At 44.0% G+C, this 16402-nt stretch carries 14 protein-coding genes, 1 tRNA gene and 1 pseudogene; 7 read left to right on the forward strand and 9 right to left on the reverse strand.

The window, feature by feature from the left end; translation table 11 throughout:
• Nucleotides 1–174 precede the first annotated feature (174 nt).
• Entirely contained in the window at nucleotides 175–588 is a 414-nt protein-coding gene (locus JMF85_RS24000; RefSeq protein ID WP_127608718.1) for a VOC family protein, read from the reverse strand.
• Nucleotides 589–1045: 457 nt separating this feature from the next.
• Nucleotides 1046–1468, reverse strand: coding sequence for a MarR family winged helix-turn-helix transcriptional regulator (locus JMF85_RS24005; protein WP_127608719.1), 423 nt, complete (start codon nucleotides 1466–1468; stop codon nucleotides 1046–1048).
• Nucleotides 1469–1710: 242 nt separating this feature from the next.
• On the opposite strand from JMF85_RS24005, the gene JMF85_RS24010 reads away from it, so the two are divergent.
• The 3 genes and pseudogenes from JMF85_RS24010 to JMF85_RS24020 all read left to right on the forward strand — a co-directional run bounded on the left by JMF85_RS24010 (nucleotide 1711) and on the right by JMF85_RS24020 (nucleotide 6174).
• Nucleotides 1711–2925 (forward strand): MFS transporter, encoded by a 1215-nt coding sequence (locus tag JMF85_RS24010; protein WP_201319037.1) that lies wholly within the window; start codon nucleotides 1711–1713, stop codon nucleotides 2923–2925.
• A 451-nt stretch (nucleotides 2926–3376) separates the two neighbouring features.
• Nucleotides 3377–4200: pseudogene (locus JMF85_RS24015) on the forward strand (Rpn family recombination-promoting nuclease/putative transposase).
• Between the two features lie 613 nt (nucleotides 4201–4813).
• Nucleotides 4814–6174 (forward strand): IS3 family transposase gene (locus JMF85_RS24020; protein ID WP_201319038.1). Its coding sequence is split into 2 segments (ribosomal slippage): nucleotides 4814–5270 and nucleotides 5270–6174, totalling 1362 coding nucleotides; the frame shifts between segments, so codons are not numbered across the junction.
• Nucleotides 6175–6202: 28 nt separating this feature from the next.
• Here JMF85_RS24020 and JMF85_RS24025 read toward each other — a convergent pair.
• From JMF85_RS24025 to JMF85_RS24035, 3 genes are all read right to left on the reverse strand, one after another.
• Nucleotides 6203–6841, reverse strand: a complete 639-nt coding sequence (locus tag JMF85_RS24025; RefSeq protein ID WP_230876338.1) for a hypothetical protein — start codon at nucleotides 6839–6841, stop codon at nucleotides 6203–6205.
• A gap of 1062 nt (nucleotides 6842–7903) precedes the next feature.
• The gene (locus JMF85_RS24030) at nucleotides 7904–8098 is read right to left on the reverse strand and encodes a hypothetical protein (protein ID WP_155615656.1); all 195 of its coding nucleotides are present in this window, start codon (nucleotides 8096–8098) and stop codon (nucleotides 7904–7906) included.
• A 77-nt stretch (nucleotides 8099–8175) separates the two neighbouring features.
• The gene (locus tag JMF85_RS24035; RefSeq protein ID WP_201319039.1) at nucleotides 8176–9918 is read right to left on the reverse strand and encodes an S-layer homology domain-containing protein; all 1743 of its coding nucleotides are present in this window, start codon (nucleotides 9916–9918) and stop codon (nucleotides 8176–8178) included.
• Nucleotides 9919–10158: 240 nt separating this feature from the next.
• Here JMF85_RS24035 and JMF85_RS24040 point away from each other — a divergent pair, with 240 nt between their 5' ends.
• The gene (locus JMF85_RS24040) at nucleotides 10159–10521 is read left to right on the forward strand and encodes a helix-turn-helix domain-containing protein (protein ID WP_201319040.1); all 363 of its coding nucleotides are present in this window, start codon (nucleotides 10159–10161) and stop codon (nucleotides 10519–10521) included.
• A 247-nt stretch (nucleotides 10522–10768) separates the two neighbouring features.
• Nucleotides 10769–11131 (forward strand): tyrosine-type recombinase/integrase, encoded by a 363-nt coding sequence (locus JMF85_RS24045; RefSeq protein WP_230876339.1) that lies wholly within the window; start codon nucleotides 10769–10771, stop codon nucleotides 11129–11131.
• A gap of 254 nt (nucleotides 11132–11385) precedes the next feature.
• On the opposite strand, the gene JMF85_RS24050 is transcribed toward JMF85_RS24045, so the two are convergent.
• From JMF85_RS24050 to JMF85_RS24060, 3 genes are all read right to left on the reverse strand, one after another.
• Nucleotides 11386–11461: transfer RNA gene (locus JMF85_RS24050), tRNA-Ala, on the reverse strand.
• Between the two features lie 89 nt (nucleotides 11462–11550).
• Nucleotides 11551–12687, reverse strand: a complete 1137-nt coding sequence (locus JMF85_RS24055) for a 5-methyltetrahydropteroyltriglutamate--homocysteine S-methyltransferase (protein WP_155615657.1) — start codon at nucleotides 12685–12687, stop codon at nucleotides 11551–11553.
• Nucleotides 12688–12808: 121 nt separating this feature from the next.
• Nucleotides 12809–13711, reverse strand: a complete 903-nt coding sequence (locus tag JMF85_RS24060) for a LysR family transcriptional regulator (protein ID WP_155615674.1) — start codon at nucleotides 13709–13711, stop codon at nucleotides 12809–12811.
• A 227-nt stretch (nucleotides 13712–13938) separates the two neighbouring features.
• On the opposite strand from JMF85_RS24060, the gene JMF85_RS24065 reads away from it, so the two are divergent.
• Nucleotides 13939–14622 carry a cupin domain-containing protein gene (locus JMF85_RS24065; protein ID WP_054796548.1) on the forward strand — a complete coding sequence of 228 codons (684 nt, stop codon included), beginning with the start codon at nucleotides 13939–13941 and terminating at the stop codon, nucleotides 14620–14622.
• A 246-nt stretch (nucleotides 14623–14868) separates the two neighbouring features.
• On the opposite strand, the gene JMF85_RS28465 is transcribed toward JMF85_RS24065, so the two are convergent.
• On the reverse strand, nucleotides 14869–15135 hold the full coding sequence (locus JMF85_RS28465; protein ID WP_127608752.1) for a DUF2642 domain-containing protein: 267 nt from the start codon (nucleotides 15133–15135) through the stop codon (nucleotides 14869–14871).
• Between the two features lie 616 nt (nucleotides 15136–15751).
• Here JMF85_RS28465 and JMF85_RS24075 point away from each other — a divergent pair.
• Nucleotides 15752–16090 carry a hypothetical protein gene (locus JMF85_RS24075; protein ID WP_201319041.1) on the forward strand — a complete coding sequence of 113 codons (339 nt, stop codon included), beginning with the start codon at nucleotides 15752–15754 and terminating at the stop codon, nucleotides 16088–16090.
• Nucleotides 16091–16402 lie beyond the last annotated feature (312 nt).

Here is a 16402-nt window from a genome sequence, read left to right on the forward strand (position 1 = left end):
GAACAATTATTCCGTTCGATTCTCCAAATTCCAGAGAACAAACGTTCGCAACAATGATACCATATATTTGAAGTATTTGAAACAACTACACCATCAAAAAAATAAAAGATGCCCTTTTTCCGGGCATCTCCTACTTATGGATAATCATCCATGACAAGCTGTGATTTTTCAATCTTAAGCTTTATCTGCTGCGCTTGCTTCCATATAAAACAATTCCCATAGATGACCGTCTATATCCTGAAAGCTCCATACATACATAAAGCCATGGTCAATCGGATCATTAGGCTTACCGCCCGCTGCCAGAGCCTTATTTACAATCTCATCAACTTTCCCCCTGCTTTCAACAGACAATGCCACAATCACTTCTGTATGTTTTGCTGCATCCGGAATTTCTTTTTTGGTAAACGTCTTAAAAAAATCTTCAACCAGCAACATGACAAATGTATTTTCATTGATAACCATACACGTTGCATTTTCATCGGTATATTGGGCGTTAAATTCAAAACCTATTTTAGTAAAAAAGTCGATGGATGTATTCAGATCTTTGACCGGTAAATTAACAAAAACTTGATCTGCTTGAACTCCCATAATCTATCACCTCTAAGTTAAATTTCATGCACGAAGCTTCAGATTCATCGCTTGAGGCATTGCCAGGCTTGCTTCAGGAGGGAAATCTCCTCCGCAATATCGCCGCTTACCACCCGCGACTACTTTTCTCTATGATCCCCTCCTTAACATTAATTTTTGCGTGTCCAGCACATCTGCCATCTAGTGACATCGACATATAAACAAAAACCTGTTCCAAATAATACTAGCATGAAACAAATGAAACGATTTCTTATCGATTGCTAATTTATATAAATCTGTCGTATGCAAAAAACAAAAAAACGCCCTAACTCCCCGGCGCTTTCCGTTTAAGATGGAGCCCAGGGGGATCGAACCCCTGACCTCATCGCTGCTAGCGATGCGCTCTCCCGCTATAGTCACTTACACTACTCCAAATGATCCCACCACCATTGTTTAATCCGGATGGCCGGATTATGGCCTACTTGAACGTACGATTAAACTTTCTTAACAATTGTCCAAACCTTTGACATTCTTCATCCGACCAGTCCTGCAGCTTATCCGTTACCCTAGCCAACCGTTCCTGTTTGTTTTCGACTAATTCCTTTTTTCCCAAATCCGTAATCTGAAAGGAGAAAGCCCTGCCATCCAGCGGATCGGGAATTCTGCACACATATCCTTTCTGCTCCAAAGCTGCAGCCTGCCTGCTGACCGTTGAAATATCCAAACGGAATTCATCAGCCAGAGCTTTAACTCCAGCGGAACCATGGGCGAAAATTTGGTGCAGTAAAAGATACGCAGACCGGTCGAGAGTCCAGTTTTTTTTATTGGATGCTATTGATGTGATATGACGAACCAAGACCGCCAATTCAAATTCAATCGTTTCCAGCGACTGTTCCTTCATTTCTGTACCCCCTCACTGCGAACATCATTTCAATTGAAACCATAGTAACATAACACCAATTATTTTTGAAATGACGACACCCGACTTAAAGGTCGTATTGACATCCTATATAGTTGCATAATACAATTATAAAGTTTCATCATACAACTTGTTAACGGATCGAAATTCTAGAATTAGATAGCTGCATTTAGGAGAAAACCATTTCCTTTAGGAAAAATAAATGAGGTTAGGAGTGACCATAAATGTCGACCATATCCCAAGAAGCAACCATTGCAGAGACAAGTCTTCTTAAACAGCCTCGTTCGGTGTGGGCCGTATTTTTCGCTTGTATCATCGCTTTCATGGGGCTTGGGCTTGTTGATCCGATTTTACCCGCAATCGCCAAACAATTGCACGCCTCGCAGAGCGAAGTCACCTTGCTATTCACCAGCTACAATGCCGTCATGGCGGTTGCGATGTTAATTACCGGTGCTATTTCGTCAAGGCTCGGGATCAAGTGGACGCTGATTACCGGCATTGTTATTATTGCCTTATTTTCAGCGCTCGGAGGGTTATCCAACGGGATTTGGAATCTTATCGGGCTTCGAGGGGGCTGGGGACTTGGTAATGCGCTTTTTGTCGCAACTGCTTTAACGGCTATTGTGTCCCTTTCAAATTCCGGTACTGCAAAAGCTATCATACTGTATGAAGCGGCGATAGGACTTGGAATTTCGGTTGGACCCCTGCTGGGCGGAGAACTGGGCGCCATTTCATGGCGAGGACCGTTCTTGGGAGTCGCCACGCTGATGTTGGTTGCCTTTTTCAGTCTTCTTATTATGATGCCGAAATCCAAAATGACTAATACTACCAAACACAAAACTTCTTTGCTCGATCCTTTCCGAGCATTGAAGCACCGTTCCCTTGTCGTATTCGGCATAGCGGCTTGCCTGTACAACTTCGGGTTCTTCACCTTATTAGCTTACGCGCCTTTTGTCATGGGCTTGGATGAGCATGGTCTTGGCTACGTATTTTTAGGATGGGGCTTGTTGCTGGCTATCACCTCTGTTTTCATGGCACCAAAGCTGCAGCAAAGGTTCGGAACCGTTCCATCCATGTGCGCGATGCTGTTCTTGTTTGGTCTGGTCCTGTTGACGATGGGCATTTGGACATCGACGCAATGGGTCATCATTGCCTCTGTTATTTTTGCCGGTGCGTTATTAGGTAATAACAATACTTTGATTACGACAGCCGTGATGAATGCGGCCCCTGTCGAACGCTCCACGGCGTCGGCTGCTTACAGCTTTCTGCGCTTCCTTGGAGGAGCTGCGGCCCCGTATTTGGCGGGTAAACTGGCTGAGGTCTTCAATCCGCATGTACCGTTCATTGTTGGTGCAGGATTTGTCATGATTTCCGTACTGTTCATTACGCTTAATCGGAAGCATCTGAAGCATGTCGACCATGCTGGAGCCGCTCATTGATGCAGCTATAGGGTAGCGGGCATACGGACGATTACAGCAGCGTATTTTCAATGCCGTGATCCTGGTTTAGCCCCACAAAGTGATGACCACGCTTCGGTGTATACGCCAACTGCTTTGCGGGGACCTCAGGTTCACTGCTCCGCGCTCGCGGACGCCCCAGGGGTTCGTCCCTTGGGTTCGTCCCTTGGGTTCGAACCCCTGACCTCATCGCTGCTAGCGTGGAGATGTACTGTCCTCGCGTATCTCAAGATGCCCGGAAGCCTACTCCTATAAGGGTTTTCGGGCATCGCCCTGTTTTCGTGTACCCTCGTGTTTCCGACTGTTTTCGAGGGTTTTGTGACCAAGGCTGTGACCACACTTGAAGTGCGAATTCAAGGCCGACAGCTATTACTCATTACTGAACATTCGCGTTCGTGGTATAATAATGATAACGATTGGAGATGATTTCAAAATGGGTGACCGTCTGCTTGATCCGCGTAATGACTTTGTATTCAAACGCATCTTCGGTAGCGAAGAGAACAAGGATATTTTGCTGGCTTTCCTGAACCGGACGTTTATGGAAAGCAATGAGCCACCGTTAACGGACATCATTTTAATGAACCCATACACGGAAAAAGACGCTCCGCAAGCTAAACAATCCATCCTTGATATTAAAGCCCGGACAATTGACGGCAAGCTCATTAACATCGAAATCCAGCTATTTAACCGCTACGACATTGACAAACGCACTCTATACTACTGGAGCAAGATGTACTCGGATCAGCTTGTAGAAGGCCAGCCTTATCGGGAATTGAAGAAGTGCGTTACAATCAATATTCTCGATTTTACTTATCTGCCGAATGAACAATACCATAACGTCTTTCATTTACGCGAGCAACGATCTTCCATCCCGCTTACTGATGATCTCGAGATTCATTTCTTGGAATTGCCTAAGCTTGATGCTTCAAGCGTTCCGGTTGAAGGCGGTTTGATCAACTGGCTATTGTTTCTACGACTTGGGAGGTGCTGATGATGAATGAGCCGATGTTGAAGAAAGCGATGACGACCTTAGAGTTTCTGAGCCAAGATGCAGAGGCTCGTCGATTGTATGAAGCCCGGCAGAAATATCTTCATGACGAGGCATCGATGATCGAGGGAGCCAAGGCCGAGGGGGAACGTAAGAAGGCCATAGAAATCGCCAAAAACTTGCTTGATTCGGGCGTCGATGTAGCGGTTATTGCTTCGTCCACCGGGCTTACCAAGGACGAAATTGAAAAACTGATAACCCTTCAGTAATGACAAGCAATCACAATTGTCGAAAGCCGCTATACGCTACATGGTTTTCGGCATTTATTGTTTTAACGGACGGGACTTTGTTCGACTGAACAGTGATTCATATCCCAGGAGTTCGGAAGGTTATTCGTAATAACGGTTGTAAACTAATGATAAGACTCACCGTATCACTTGATATGGTAAACTAAAAATATATCCCCTTGTCTTCGGATGTACTATCGTATGTTTCTTAAGATGCCCGGAAGCCTACTCCCATAAGGTTTTTCGGGTGTCTTCCTGTTCTTATGTATCCCCATGTTTCCGGCTGTTTTTAGGTATTTTTATGACCAAAGTATTGACCACAGAAAACGATTTTCAAATGGTAAGGATTGGAGGTTTTTTAAGCAATACTATCGAAGAATTATAGAACTTAAATCAACGGGAAAGACAACTTGATTTTTTTCTTCTGATTCCGCGACAGAGACATATTATCCTAATCATCTATCGCCAAGTTGACACTGTAAAGAAATTTCGCAATCAACCACAATGAATTCTAGTGAAAAAAACAAAGGAGAGGCAATATTGAACTGCACCCCAATTGTTAGACACACATCTAACAATTGGAGGTGCTTTTCTTTTGGCTAAATTTACAGCAGCAGAAAAAATAAAAGCGGTCAAACGATATTTAGAAGGACATACAGGTTATCAAACAATCGCACAGGAAATCGGTGTACATGTTAGTAAACTGCAGTATTGGGTGAAAAAGTATCAATATCATGGAGAAGGGGCCTTTATAAAAACCTATACAAAATACACTGCCCAATATAAACTAGACGTAATTAACTATATGAACGAACACGGGACGTCCATTATTGAAACGGCAGCGAGATTTAACTTGTCTTCCGAATCGATTCTTTGGAATTGGCAAAATACCTTAGACACACTAGGCTGGGCGGCCCTGGAATCAAAGAAAAAGGGGCGTCCAACGATGAAAAAAGATAGTCAGAAACCAACAAACAAAACTGCACCAGCAGAAGGTTCAGCAGAGGCTTTGCAAGCAGAATTAGAGCGTTTACGTATGGAGAATGCTTATTTAAAAAAGTTGAATGCCTTAGTTCAAAGCAAGGAAAAATCACCAAACAAGACAAAGCGCAAGTAGTCTTTGAATTAAGGCATGAATTTCCGGTGAAATCAGTACTCAAGCTAGCAGGGATTCCACGTAGTACATATTATTACTGGGTGAAAAACTTTGGGAAATCGGATCAAGATGTCGAGTTAAAAAAACAGATCCAATCCATCTTTGACGAACATGAAGGGCGTTATGGTTATCGTCGTATTCGGGATGAATTGGTGAACCGTGGTTATATAGTGAATCATAAAAAAGTACAGCGAATCATGAAAAAATTGAGCTTGAAGTGCGTTGTCCATATGAAAAAATATCGTTCTTACAAAGGGACAATAGGTAAGATTGCCCCCAATCTCTTAGACCGTCAATTTACAGCGGAAAAACCAAATAAGAAGTGGGTAACGGACATCACAGAGTTCAAATTATTTGGCGGAAAACTTTACCTGTCACCTGTTTTAGACTTATTTAACGGAGAAATTATTGCGTATACAATCGCTTCAAGACCAACCTATTCCCTCGTCTCGAAGATGCTGGAGAAGTCATTTGAACGACTGTCAGAGAACGATGTACTCCTCCTGCATTCCGATCAAGGCTGGCATTATCAGATGAAGCAATACCGTCAAGCCTTACAAGAAAGGGAGATCACGCAAAGTATGTCCCGTAAAGGCAATTGTTACGACAATGCGGTAATTGAGAATTTCTTTGGTATATTGAAATCCGAATTCCTCTATCTAAAGGAATTTGAAAGTGTGGAACACTTTAAACAAGAATTAGCGAAATATATCGATTACTATAACCACAAACGAATGAAGGCAAAATTAAAAGGCATGAGTCCAGTTCAATACCGTACGCATGCCTTACAAGCTGCCTAATAACATAACCTTGTCTAACTTTTTGGGGTCACTTCATTTGTACAACATAATTTATTACATTTTTTAAGTATGTCGCATCATTTGCTGGCCGTTTAACCTCATAGATATTCGCTTCTTCGTAATAATCAAACGAATAGGGGTTATCGTAAGAGGACTCATCAAGAGCCGCGGGAGACTCTATAACCTCGATATCAATCGTTTGCTGTAGTAGTGCATCTTGAAGCTTATGCATCGCTCCAGAATTAACGTTGCTTTCCGTGTACTCGCTTATGGCTTTGTTGACAGCATCTAGTAATTTCCGACCTTCTGTTAAAGGATCTTTAATCCAGTCAGTGGACCATATGCGATATATTTTCCAACCGATATCCTCTACGATCGTTTGACGCAGCCTATCGCGTTCTCTAGCAGTTCTAGCTGAGTGGTAGGTAGCTCCATCACATTCTATCCCAAGGACGAATCTGCCGCTTAACGTAGGGTGTTTGACGGCAAGATCGATTCTATATCCGGAGCAACCAACTTGAGTAGCGACCATAAATCCATTTTTTACTAAGAAATCATACACAGACTCTTCAAAAGGGGAGTCAACGTTAACCGTATCGGAATATGTCAGTTCATTAAGTATTGCATCGGGCCCATTCATTGCGAATTCAATATATGATCGCAGCATCTTTACGCCTTCAGCATTCGTGTTCTCCAATTTTATATGCTTTGCGTGCCTTTTATTTTATAAGAGGAGAATGCTTGTGGGCAGATGCACAGTTGGTCAATCTCTTTAATCCACGAAGGAAAGTTGGAAATTACCTTTATTCGTACCTTCTGACCATGATGAGCATCTCGCATTCGATATGTTTGATTTTACCAGAATTTAGGTCTTTGTTCCTGTTTTCTTCAATATATCTATCTGAACCGGGTTATGTAACGTGAATTGGGAATAGAATCGGCAGATTGATAAATTTCCGGGCCGGTACCTCTTAACGCGGGCATAAATCCCGATGAAATCAATCCATAGCTCACGTTTCAGCCGATGATGGGTTGATGTCGGTAAATCAATATTCTATATATCGTAAATATTGAAGATTTGTAACGTAGCAATGGCATAATAAAAGCCGAATTCGTTTTGAATCGGATCGTGAAGTTATATTCAGTATTAACGGTGAGCTTGTAGTAGCGTCTACATCCATCCTCTTTTATGGGCGTACCACCCAAACCAGATGATTCCGGCTAACAGCAAAGTATAGAACGGAGCTACCCTTAGACAGTAAAAAATAAACCGAAGAATGTACAATGAAAGCCATAACCCGATGATATACAGCGGCCAAGTATAGATATGCTCGTACCAAAACGAGCCTGTTGTTAGCCGCGGCTTCAGCCAGTAAATGCCGATAGGATATAGCACAGCCATCAACATTATCATCAAACATCCGAGACTGCCAGCGGTATCTGAACTCCGTTCCTCCTTGACTCCAAACAGCTTCTTCAACCCATACTTAAAGGCTTCACCTAAAAATATTTCGAAGAATTTATCCACCCAAATCCCGCCTTTCGGCCATGTTGTTTTTACAATAAAAAATGCGGAGAGACTTATCCCCTCCGCCGAACGCATATCCACCTTCATCGCTCAGTCGAAGCTGTTGGACAGGCAACCTTGTGATGATAACTATGGTATTCAAGCAGACGGGCAATTGCGGAGCCGCGATTGCTTCCATGCTCTCTTTGTTCCACCTTCTGCTTAGCGGTACCCTGCTCGAAGGCTATCTTCCATGCGAGTCGCAATAATAAGCAAAATGCAAGCTACAACCAAAATGATAAATCCGATTCGAACATGCCCTTTTTTCTTCTTGATGATCGCGGTAATGATATATACAATGCTGGAGACTTGGGAAACAGCACCGATGATTTTTAACAATAATGCCAAGAATGCCAAGGAATACACCTTCTTTCGCTTGGAGTGTCGATGTAAATAGAGGGAGCACGGCGGCTCCCCTGAATTGATTATGAAGTTTACAGATTGATTCGGCGGATTGCTTTGTTGTCGTCGTCGTAGACGATGACGTTCCCCTTACTGTCGAAACTCAATTGACTGATTTTCTTGATCGGATTGCCATCTTTATAAGTCAGGTCTTTGCCGTCAATGAAGGTGGTCAATCTGCCATCAAGACTGACTTCATAGATCGTTGCACCGCTGGATGCGTAAAACTTGCCATTGTAAGCCGCTACTGCATCAAAGGAAATACTGTCTTGCGTAACAATTGTATCTAGTTTTCTCGGGAACAACTGGATTTTTGAAAGAGTACCTTCGTTACCATCGAATACATAAACTTGATTATCGAGGGCGATAGCATCTACTAAGGGTGAGTATTTATATCGACCGCCTATATAGCGAACCCACGTATTGTCAGTTGTTGATGCAATTTCGTCCGCTTGCCCCCCCAATTGTCCGCTATAAATAACAGCGTCATAATGGTCGTTATAGTTCCGATTGGAGCCGCTGAAAATTACTCCTTGATTACTAAAGCTGATGAAGTCGAAGGTGCCTGTTGCAACCCTTTTTGGTATGCCATAAACCGATACTTGAACGTTAGGTGTAAGTTGATAAAGAAGCGAAGCGTAATTTGGACTTGATGCATATTTAATCCCCAAGTAAACACTGTCATTCGCCACATTGTAGGCGAGCTTCATTGGGGTCATATAGTTAAACAGATAGTTCGTAACAGTCTTTCCGTCGGAAGAATTTCCCCAGTTAAAGGTGCTGTCTATGGCCTTAAAAGTCTCTACGGTGCCGTTAGAATTGTTGAATTTACGCACTTTTTTCTTATCTTTGTCCAAGAAGTAAATATTGTTGTTCTTATCAACAACCATGCTATTAACAGCATTGATTTTAGCTATGCTTACAGGCCCGTCCGTATCCCCTTGGCCAATCCCGCCAACCAAGGTATCCACGCTAAATTTTGCCGCTTGAGATGGTTGTTGCGGCTGGCTTGGTGTTGTCGGATTTGTTGCCGGTGGCGTAGGCGTTGCTGGGGTCGTTTGGTTTCCGCCACCTACGCCTTTGTTATCATTACCGTACTGATAAGCCCGCCAGAGAAGCGTTGCCGCCTCAGCTCGGGTAATCGAAGCCTGCGGACGGAATGTTTCGTCCTGATAGCCGGATACCAGCCCATTTTCGACAGCGACAGCGACGTAATCCTTTGCGGCTTCCGAGATACCTGCGTAGTCTTGGAACATGGCCTCAATGATACTCTGGTTCGCAAGGCGGGAAACTTCATATCCTTTGAGCTTCACAAGTGCAACCGTGATATCTTCGCGTAATGCAGGTGCAGTCGGGTTAAAGATGTAGCTACCGTCGGCGGTGCGATAGCCCGTCATGTAATCTTTAACAGCCTCAATGAATGGAGAGTACCAGTCCGTCGTTTTGACATCCGAAAATGAAGAATAGTTTACTTTCTTCGCCTGTAGACCCGATGCTTTGACAATGATTGTTGCGAATTCGGCTCGGGATACCTGATTTTCCGGCCTGAACTTACCGTCCGGGTAGCCTTCGAGAACTTTACAGGACGCCATTTCACTTATGTATTTGCTTGCCCAATGCGTAGTCGGCACGTCTGTAAAGGTGATGGTCGGCGTATTGGACGGTGCATTCTGCAATTCCTCACCATACCCAGGCAGTGCCGCCGATGCCGTTCCGAACAAGCTGAACACTAATATTGCTGTGACGAGTAAAGATGTAATTTTCTTCACTGACATAGGGCTCTTTCTCCTCCTTTGATTGTCTTTGAAAATAGTGACTTTTGATGAAATCAGGATTTTCTCTATTTTTCTATTGGTGATGCCCTCCCTCTCTCTGATGAAAATTGTAGAATCTTGGCAATAGCCAGATAGGCCTATTATACAACGAATTACACTTATAAGTTAAGATATTAAGTGTCACTATGATAGGATAAAAGTCTTGCTTTCACTCTACTAATCTGATGTAGAGGTGATGGCATGGCAGAGTTTATCCATATAGTAGGTGAGCAAATCCGCAAGATACGGAAGCTCAAAGGCATGACGCAAGAGCGGCTGGCGGAGCGATTCGGTCTTAGCTTCAGCTATATAAGTGACGTGGAACGAGGCACTAGTAATATATCGCTGGAATCGTTGGGCAAAATCATCAGTGCATTGGGTGTAAAACCCGCTCAACTGTTTGAGGATATAGAAGAGCTACCGATGCATTTTGGCAGTGATGAAATCCGCACCAAGATCGAGTATTTGAACGCTCTACTGAGTGGGCGTCAAGTTGATGAAGTAGACTTTGTGATTAATGTGGCCCGGGAATTCCTGAACACAATTGACCGCAAGAAACGTTGACGGTTACATTAGAGGTTGGTTTAATCGGCCATATAGGGGAAAAATTGCATACAGTTTTCGGAGGCACCACCCTGCTTTTTTAATAAGGGGGGTCTGCCGTTTCATGCCCCACCCGGTTGCATATGGACTGCTTTCTGCTGTTATACTGCGGACGGCAGTCCTTTTTCTTTTTTTGCGGCATTGTGCATGACAGCGAGGACACTAGCATGGAAGGTGAGAGGCTTCCACGATGACGGGAGGGAATGAGTTGAAAAAACATAAGCGGATCATTGCAAAAGAAAAACTGGCCTGCGGGCCGTTGTACAAAGATTTTAACCTTGTAGTATGTACGAGCAATGGAACGCCAGTCATTCCAAGAAATTTGCTGAGAAGCTTTTATTCAATCATCAAAAAAGCCGAAGTTCCGAAGATCAGATTTCATGACCTCCGGCATACGGTTGCAACGCTGATGTTAAAGGAAGGGATAAACCCCAAGATCGTAAAGGAAATTCTAGGACACTCCGATATCAGAATTACCCTCGATACTTACAGTCATGTATTGCCAAGCATCCACAAAGAAACCGCTCAGAAGTACGGCGACATGCTGTTCGGAAAAGAAAATATGCTTTAACCAAAAAGTTTTGTACTGTATGGCGAGCGTCATGCGGAACGAAACTTTTTGTCGTTTTCACGGGTTTGTGACCATTGTGACCACATCAACCAATAAAATTGTTTTGTGACCACAGATGTGACCACGGCCACTTTATTAGTGAACTCTAAAGCGGCCATCAAGAATCGGAAAGTCATCTCCTCACACGTCGATAGCCTCAGAAGCCTGACAGACAAAAAGAAAAACCCTTATGTATCAAGGGTTTATCGGCATTTTGGTGGAGCATAGCGGGTTCGAACCGCTGACCTTTGCACTGCCAGTGCAACGCTCTCCCAACTGAGCTAATGCCCCTTATTCTGTTGTGACCTCATCGCTGCCAGCGATGCGCTCCTCAAGACGGTTAGTCAAACTCACCTACTAAATGGAATATAATTCGTGGATTACTTCCAAATTTCATCCGCAATCTCCTTGATCAAGGCAAGCTTGTTCCACTGCTGCTCTTCCGTCAGAAGATTTCCTTCTTCTGTGGAAGCAAATCCGCATTGAGGGCTAAGGCAAATGTGATTGATATCTACATATTGCGCAGCTTCCCTGATACGACTGATGATGACCTCCCGATCCTCAAGCTCTCCAACTTTGGAGGAATGGAGTCCCAGCACAACCTGCTGGTTTTTCAAATATCGCAGCGGCGCAAAGTCCCCCGCGCGATCCGTATCAAATTCCAGGTAGTAGGCGTCTATGTTATCGATTCCAAACAGAGTTTCCGCGACAGGCTCATAACCGCCCGAGGATGCCCAGGTGGAGTGATAATTGCCCCGGCAGACGTGGGTGGTAATGATCAGATCGTCAGGCAGGCCGGCAATCGCTTCTTCATTGACACGGGCGTACAACTGCGCAATTTCCGAAACGTTAACTCCTTCCTGCTGTCTGGATTCCCAATAGTTCTTGTCACAGAGCATCCCCCACGTGCAATCATCTAATTGCAGGCTGCGGCAGCCGGCCTCATAAAAGGCCAGAATCGCAGCTTTATAGGTCTTCGCAATATCAGCTGCCAAATCTTCCGTGCTGCTGTAAAAAGCATCCGTGCTCGCCTTGTTCTCCGGACGCTGAAGCTCCGCCAGGAATTGTGCGGGAGCCGGAATGGTCTGGCGAGCGATGACATCAGAGCCGGCGACATTCTTCAAGAATTTGAAATGCTCTACGAACGGATGGTAGGAAAATCCGATTTTCCCGTACAGACGTGCAGTTTCCGCTCTCGTCTCCATGCCTTGAAATGGATAGCCTTTTTCTAGGTTCGCCTTTTCCACTCCATCCAGGCCCCACATAAAATCAAGATGCCACCAGGAGCGTCTGAATTCGCCATCCGTCACCGCTTGAAGCCCTACCGATTTTTGCTTCTTCACCAGCTTGATGATTTCCTGATCTTCAATCTTTTTCAACACGTCAGCGGAAATCTCGTTGTTCTGAAATTGGATTCTGGCCTCCTTGAGCGCATGCGGACGCAGGAAGCTGCCGACCATATCATGTCTAAAAGGGGTTGCGGTTCTTTGTTTGGCACTTTCAATCACTATGCTCATTCGGTCAATCTCCTTTAGCTGTATAATTCTATTTGCTATAAGAAAGATAGCACATATGGTTAGTTATACCGTAAGTCCAATTAACTATAACTGGTTATAGCTTAAAGCTATAGCCAACCCATTACTCGATAATGGCCTGATGTAGCGCTTCAAGATAAGCCAAGGCGAGCTTGGAGAGCGCAGCATCTTTATGGCTGATCCATCCGACATTGATCGTTTCCTCACACGCCAGGGGGACAGGAATAATCTCATTGCCGTTCAAGTCGGCACTGAGCACTCCTGTAGAAATCGTATATCCGTTCAAACCAATCAATAAATTGAAGAGCGTTGCCCTGTCATTGACGCGAATGCTCTTACTATGCGATAGCGTGCTTAGAATTTCCTCGGAAAAATGAAACGAATTATACTCCCCCTGTTCGAAGGACAGGTAAGGATAGTCCTGAAGCTGATCGACGGTTACGATAGACTGCTTAGCCAGGGGATTATGAACGCTGATAAAAATATGCGGCTTTGCCGTAAACAAGCTGGTAAATTTCAGGTTAGCGTCTTTCAGCAATCTGTTAATGACCTTGCCATTGAACTCATTGAGATACAGTATCCCCATTTCACTGCGCTGGGTTTTGACATCCTGGATAATTTCATGCGTTTTGGTCTCCCGCAATGCTAGTTCATATTCATCCTGACCATATTCACGAACCAAATGTACAAAAGCATTCACCGCAAAAGCATAATGCTGCGTAGATACCGAAAAATGCTGAGGCGAAGGCTTGGCGTTCAAATACCGGCTTTCCAGCAGCTCCGCCTGCTCAATCACCTGTCGGGCGTAGCCGAGAAATTCGGCCCCCTCCTTGGAAAGGGAGATGCCTTTATTGGTGCGTTCGAAAATCGTAATATGAATTTCTTCCTCCAGATCCTTTATGGCGTTGGAAAGACTCGGCTGGGATATAAACAACCGCTTTGCTGCCTCATTCATTGATCCGCGATTGGCAACCTCGATCACATATTTCAACTGTTGTAGCGTCAATGGACTTAATCCTCTCTTGGCTTCGGTCAATTCAATGTGAAGCGTGAATGCTATGTATTTTCCTCATTATATACTAAATTCAAAGGACAGCTGGCGTCATTTAGCTGCACGGCCTAAACATGGCGAATACCTTCAAATATAATAAACGGTGCACTTTCATCCGGGAAGATACATAAGATAACCCATAAGTCAAAAGCCTAATGATTAAATGAAGGGCGGGGAATAAAGTGGCGGTTTCTTATATGGACTTTTCTTCACCATCCGTACAGTTTTCGTATGATTTAAACAACAACCCATTTTTCAAAAAGGATAGCCGGAATTATATTAATTTTCTTTCCATCAACCAGCTAAACACATTAGGAAATGTGTCCCTGCTGGACATTTATCTTAGCAAGGATAACGTAATCGAGCCCCACATCCATCAAAATGCTTCAGAATTGGTATACTGTATTTCAGGCGCGGCTGTTGTCTCCTTGATTAATCCGTTTACGAAAGAGCTTCTTAATTTTCCAATCCAGCCGGGCCAAGTGGCTAATGTGCCTCAGGGATGGTGGCATTATGAAATTGCTTCGGTCGACAACACGCATTTATTGGCCATATTCGATGCGCCAGTTCCGGAATTCATTGGCGGATCCGACCTGTTGCGATTAACGCCAGCGAGTGTGTTTGCCCATACGTATTGCCTCAATGAAGCAAAAGTGAAGGATACGCTGGCACCCATTACAAAAACAGTTGTCATCGGACCGCCTAGCGATTGCAAGCCAAATCAGGTCCAAGGAAAAGCGGCTCATCCAGCCTATTCGAACCGGGACTACAACCAGGCACAGGGTCACCCTCATCGTCCAAACTTGGATGACCGGCAGCAACAGCCCGTCATCGGTAATGGCTGGAAATATGACGGGCGAAATTGAGTTTGCAGTTTCTGGACACGACGCACAACAAAAACCACTTCGGATGAAGTGGTTTGATTTATCCATCTCTATCAACTGCTTATTACGGGAGCTTTGCCAATGAACATCGAATCGCGAAACTGTTTGTACATAAACGCTGCCAGATCGCTTCTGCCAAGTTTCGTACCAACAGCTCCACGACCATAATAACCTGACTTCACTTTGAGAAAGACGCCTGATTTAAGCCAAAGCGCCTCACTCGATTTCTTACCGATAAGAAGCCAAAGGTCCTTCAAAATATACGATTTGTGAAATTCGAATATGAAGAGAGCGGTCTTCTAAGTTTATTTGGATGTGATCCACCGCCACACCTGCATTTATACCTTCGATTCTCCCCACAGTCGTCATTAACGCCATTCTTTGGCCTTGATGGCGACTTAAGTGTTGCACAAACACAGGGTCTAAATGTGTGATATATTCGTTTGGCTGGGGAACTCCCGCAATAGGATATATTTGAGAATGTACGGCCGGCATCTGATTCACATAGCCCGGCTGATCAATAGGAATTTAAGCTGTATGAACCTTGTGGCTAACCCCGTTTGAATTCAATGTACATCACCCCTTTATGGCATCTGAATCCGTAATATTTATGCTGAAGAGGCAAAATCTATTCATGACCCATTCATTGTCATTGAATAGGTAGGGAGTTCGACCGCGGGACAAAGCTGTCATTGTCTGTGCGAGCAAACCTCGGGCTCTCTCCACAATGCTACAGAAATAAAGCACATGACCCATTTGGCCATGTGCTTTATTTATTTCTCAATCCACTCCTCATTATGCAGGTCTTGTTTCGAACATTCCAGTTCTTTAGGTAAGAAAAGTAGGATTCGATACATATGTTATCCATACTTTTTTTTCTACATAACTACCTGGTATCCATCCCCTATCCGAATCCAGAATACTTTTCGAAAGATCAAAGAAATAGCGTGTTTTCTTCCAAATGATCAAGCAAGCATCCCCAGTTAAGCCTAACCGAATCCTCATCATGGAATTGCTTTTGTGTAATTGGAGGGCCCCATACAAGGCGTAACTTTCGGGTTATGCCTTGTATGGGGCCCTTCATTTATGTACCAGAGAGGAGGTGATGCTAATGGCTAAGAGCAGTCTTGTCTACAACATTGAACTCAGCAAGATGTACATCCAACAACGACTGACCGAATCAATTGCAGAAAATCTTCGCAGACCATTCAACTATGATGTAGCCTCCTATGTTCAACTCTGCAAAGACGTTCTGCTCGAAGCCGGCCTAGATGCTGTGTTCATTCGCGATCTGATGTGGAATGTGGTCAACGATGCATATGTACTTCATTTAGAGTATTTACACACCGGTATTTACACATACCACAATGGTTCAGGTCAGCATCCGTATTTGCTCGTGTTCAAAGAAGCACAGGATTTAAGTGCGATGATTCGACTCTTGAAACAGTAAGCTTGTAATGTGTCCCATGAAAAGGAGGGATTCAAGCTTTGCGCAGAGCTTAACATTAAGCCCACAGACTTTTTCAAACCGGTTGAAGCAAAGTATACGAATCTCAAATATTGTAAGAAAAAGGCGAAACGGTAAGGGCTTGGCCTTATCGTTTCTCTCTATTATAAGAAAACCAACGAAACATGGGCGGTTATAATTTACTCTTTTGTGATCCTTGCTTTAAAAAGAGGTTTCAATTCTTCAACCAACACAGATTGATCAGGAAACAAATTCCTTGTCTTGCAACGTTTAGAACTACCCAAGGTACGTAAA

The organism is Paenibacillus sp. EPM92, from assembly GCF_016586185.1.
GTDB classification, from domain to species: Bacteria; Bacillota; Bacilli; order Paenibacillales; family NBRC-103111; genus Paenibacillus_G; species Paenibacillus_G validus.